At 70.8% G+C, this 4,047-nt stretch carries 4 protein-coding genes; 1 reads left to right on the plus strand and 3 read right to left on the minus strand.

The window, feature by feature from the left end; genetic code table 11:
• From AOK23_RS33165 to AOK23_RS33175, 3 genes are all read right to left on the minus strand, one after another.
• Positions 1–1,292: kynureninase (locus AOK23_RS33165; protein WP_169800361.1), on the minus strand; the 1,292-nt coding region annotated here is incomplete at its 3' end.
• Positions 1,285–2,130 carry a tryptophan 2,3-dioxygenase family protein gene (locus tag AOK23_RS33170; protein WP_055716245.1) on the minus strand — a complete coding sequence of 282 codons (846 nt, stop codon included), beginning with the start codon at positions 2,128–2,130 and terminating at the stop codon, positions 1,285–1,287. The genes AOK23_RS33170 and AOK23_RS33165, both read right to left, overlap by 8 nt.
• Positions 2,131–2,571: 441 nt before the next feature.
• On the minus strand, positions 2,572–2,916 hold the full coding sequence (locus tag AOK23_RS33175; RefSeq protein ID WP_055716246.1) for a helix-turn-helix domain-containing protein: 345 nt from the start codon (positions 2,914–2,916) through the stop codon (positions 2,572–2,574).
• Positions 2,917–3,570: 654 nt separating this feature from the next.
• On the opposite strand from AOK23_RS33175, the gene AOK23_RS33180 reads away from it, so the two are divergent.
• Entirely contained in the window at positions 3,571–3,945 is a 375-nt protein-coding gene (locus AOK23_RS33180; RefSeq protein ID WP_055716247.1) for a hypothetical protein, read from the plus strand.
• Positions 3,946–4,047: the final 102 nt, after the last annotated feature.

The following is a 4,047-nucleotide window of genomic DNA, read 5'->3' on the forward strand; positions in this document are numbered from 1 at the left end:
CGGTCGCCCACGCCGAGCGCGACCTGGCTGCCGCGCTCGGCGTGGGCGACCGGGGTGAGGCACTCGACGCGCCCCTCGGGGACGTACGCCGCCACGCAGCGCAGGAAGAAGTCGGTCAGCGCGAGGGACTTGGCCCGAACGGCCTCGACCGTCACCCCGGCCTCCGCCCCGACACCAGCACCAGCACCAGCACCAGCACCAGCACCGGTCCCCGCCTGGGACTGGGCCCGGGACCCGTCCCCTCCGCCGTCCCACACATCCAGCGCCGCCTCCAGCGCCAGCATCGACAGGATGTCCGGCGTGCCGACGCGGCCGCGCAGGGCGCCGCCCGCCGGTTCGAAGGACGGGCGCATGCCGAAGGGGTCCGTGTGGGAGTTCCAGCCGGGGAGGGGTGAGTCGAAGCGGGGCTGGAGGTCGCGGCGTACGTAGAGGTACGCCGGTGAACCGGGGCCGCCGTTCAGGTACTTGTACGTGCAGCCGACCGCGAGGTCGACGCCGTGCTCGTCGAGGCCGACGGGCAGGGCGCCCGCGCTGTGGCACAGGTCCCAGACGGCGTACGCGCCCGCCTCGTGGATCGCCGCCGTCAGGGACGGCAGGTCGTGGAGGCGGCCGGTGCGGTAGTCGACGTGGTTGAGGAGCACCGCGGCCGTACGGGGGCCGAGGGCGTCCGGTACCTCCGCCGGGGTCACCGGGCGCAGCGTGCGTCCGGTCATCCGGGCGGCCGACTCGGCTATGTAGCCGTCCGTGGGGAAGGTGGTCGCGTCGACCAGGATCTCGTCCCGGACCGGCCGCCCCCCGGCTCCGCCCCCGTCGCCGTCGCGGCCGTCTCCGACTCCGTCCCCGCCCTCTCGGGCGTCCTCGTCGACCATCCGGACCGCCGCCACAACTGCCTTGAATATGTTGACACTTGTGGAGTCGCCCACCACGATCTGGCCGGGCGCCGCGCCCACCAGCGGGGCGATGCGGTCACCGATCCGCTCGGGCGCGGTCCACCAGCCGCTCTCGTCCCAGGAGCGGATACGCAGGGAGCCCCACTGGCGGCGTACGACGTCGTCGACCCGGCCGGGGACGGCTGCCGGCAGCGCGCCGAGGGAGTTGCCGTCGAGGTACACGGCGTCGTCGAGGACGAAACGGTCGCGGAGGCCGGCCAGCTCGTCGGCCTCGTCGAGCTTCGCCGCCTCCAGGGCCAGCCCGGAGGACAGGTACTCGGCACCGCCGGCGTCACGGTCGAACCGCTCGTTCGCCTTCGCCTGTGCCTGCGTCGTCGTCTTCGTCTCGGTGAGGTCAGACATGGGAGCGCGCCGTCCACAGCTCGGGGAAGACGTTCTTCCGGGCCCGCTTCTCCAGCCAGGCCACACCGGCGGAGCCGCCCGTGCCGGCCTTGGCGCCCATGGCGCGCCGCGTGGCGACGAGGTGGTCGTTGCGCCAGCGCCAGACCAGCTCGGCCACGTCGGTGAGCGCCTCACCGAGGCGGGCGAGTTCGTGGTCCGGGTCGCCGGAGTACACCGCGGTCCACACCTCCTCGACCTCGGCGGACGGCTCGTAGCGCTGGGAGACGTCACGCCGTACGACGGAGTCGGGGATCGCGTGGCCGCGGCGGGCCAGGAGCCGCAGGACCTCGTCGTAGAGGCTCGGCTCGTGCAGCGCCTTCTCCAGTTCGGCGTGGACGCGGGGCGCCCCGCGGTGCGGTACGAGCATGGACGCGGACTTCTCACCGAGCAGGAACTCCATGCGGCGGTACATCGCCGACTGGAAGCCGGAGCCCTCGCCGAGTGCGGCGCGGTAGGAGTTGAACTGGGCCGGGGTGAGCTGGCCGAGGGGCTTCCAGGAGGCGTTCAGGGCCTCCAGCTCGCGCACGGAACGCTTCAGCGCGTCCTTCGCGGTCGGGACGTCGTCGCTCCGCAGCGCGGCGGTGGCGGTCTCCCACTCGTGCACGATGACGGTGAACCACAGCTCCATGACCTGGGTCGTCACCAGGAAGACCATCTCTCCGGGGTCGTCCGAGAGGGGGTGCTGGAGGTGGGTGAGGACGTCCGCCTGGACGTAGTCCTCGTACGGGGTGGTTCCCTGGAAGTCGAGATGCGGGGTCTCGGGCTCCGAAGCCTCGACGGGCTGAGCCTGCTGGGACATCGCTGTCTCCTGTTGTGTGCTCCGGGTAGCGGTCCGCCCCTGCCGTTACCGACACGGGGGCCCCGGTCCCCACCCGCATAGTCGGGGATGTGCCCCCGACATCGCAAGGTTCACCTGGTCACACGCGGCGGACCTGCGCAAACGCACCCCAGGGGCATCGGCCGTACGGGTCGGACAAGGGTCTGGGCCGCCGTCGAACGCAGGCCCTTCAGGACCTGGGTGCAGGGCTCGTACTCCTCCTGCCCGCCGATCGTTCCGGCGGCGAGGGCGAGGGCGAAAGCGCGGGCAAGGGCGTGCAGGGCGCACGCTGTGGGCACACGATGGGCACGCCGCCCGAGGACGCCGACCGACGCGCCCCCTGCCACGCGGACGACCGTCGCGCTCACCCGGCACCCGGCACCCGGCACTCCGAGCGGTCCGGAAACGGCCGCGCCCGCGTGATCAGCCGGAGCCGGGGCCGCGCGTCGGCTCGCCGGCGGCACGACGGTGCTCGGCGTTGATGCGCTGCGCTTCCTCGAGCTGGTCCTCGAGGATGACGATGCGGCACGCGGCCTCGATCGGAGTCCCCTTGTCGACGAGCTCGCGGGCGCGGGCGGCGATCCGCAGTTGGTAGCGGGAGTACCGCCGATGTCCCCCCTCCGAGCGGAGGGGCGTGATCAGGCGGGCCTCACCGATGGCCCGGAGGAAGGCCGGCGTGGTGCCGAGCATCTCGGCTGCCCGGCCCATGGTGTACGCGGGGTAGTCGTCGTCGTCCAGACGATCATTCAGGGGGTTGTCCGATGTCATGTCACCTCGCTGTGCAACGCGTCGAGGGGCCCTGGTGCCGTACGGCACCAGGGCCCCGAAGGAAATTCAACACCATCTGTCGGCCCTACTGCTGTGCCGACCTTCTGTTTCCGCTACCCGGCCCGGCAGGGCTGAGCGGGGGATCGCAGCTGCGTGACCGGGGACCACCATCCAATCCTGGGGGCCTTGCGGTACCCGGACCGAGCGCTTCCTCGGGCCGGGCGATCCTGATGGCGTCTGCTCCTCCATTCCTCTTCGTACCAACCCACTGAATGAACCGGTACTGCTGTCGGCAGCTCCTCTACGCATGAGCCGCCCAGTGCGGCTCACAGCTCCGTCACCGTTCCGGGAACGCTGTGGCTTCGAGGCTCGAGAGCCGCACTGACCTGCGTACTTCGTATTTCAGTTACCCGCCAGTTCGTGTCTGGCGGGTCTCGTTCGACCCTGCTTACGAGAAGAAGCGTACCCACATCAGAAACGAAAATCTACCCAAGCCAAAGTAGATTTCACCCTTCTGATGGAGGAAGAACCCTGACGCGATCGGCCCTCCGGGTGGGTTGAAGCCGTCTCCCGCGAAGGACGCGGCCGGTGGGCGAGCCGCTTCGGCCGGAGGGGCGGTCCCCGATACGGGTGAGCCGAATAAGCTCTGCTGTTATGTCGAACCCTGATGAGCTGCTCGTCGCCATCTCCGCCGCTGTGGAGTCTGAGCGGAGCAATCAGATGTCGCTGACCGTGGTCGTCGGCGGTGCCGTCATCACCGGCCGGCTGGCTCCCGAGGCAGTGTGGAGGGAGCGGGTGGCGGAGGTACTGAAGGACTCGGACCGTCTCGGCCCGTTCGCGGACGTCTTCGCCCCCGCCCCGCGAGGCAACCGGCCCGGTCGCGGCGAGGCGCCCACGCATCTGCACTTTCATCTCGCCCGGATCCTGCAGGGCAGCCTCGGAATCCCGGAGACGGGCGGCATGTACCGAGTCGCGATCAGGGATGTCAGCGCATGGACCGTAGGGGATCTCATCCACTTCGACCGGTAGGACGCTGTCTCCGTCCCGTTGCCCGCCGCCGGCGGTTTCGTTCGCGTACGGCGGCACAGCGGTGCGTGGACGGCGGCACAGCGGTGGGGGCCCTGCCGACGC

The organism is Streptomyces torulosus (assembly GCF_001419765.1).
Lineage (GTDB): Bacteria > Actinomycetota > Actinomycetes > Streptomycetales > Streptomycetaceae > Streptomyces > Streptomyces torulosus.

Coding starts and splice junctions, on each gene's coding strand:
- AOK23_RS33170 (WP_055716245.1), bottom strand. CDS start 2,130: ATGTCCCAGCAGGCTCAGCCCGTCGAGGCTTCGGAGCCCGAGACCCCG.
- AOK23_RS33175 (WP_055716246.1), bottom strand. CDS start 2,916: ATGACATCGGACAACCCCCTGAATGATCGTCTGGACGACGACGACTAC.
- AOK23_RS33180 (WP_055716247.1), top strand. CDS start 3,571: ATGTCGAACCCTGATGAGCTGCTCGTCGCCATCTCCGCCGCTGTGGAG.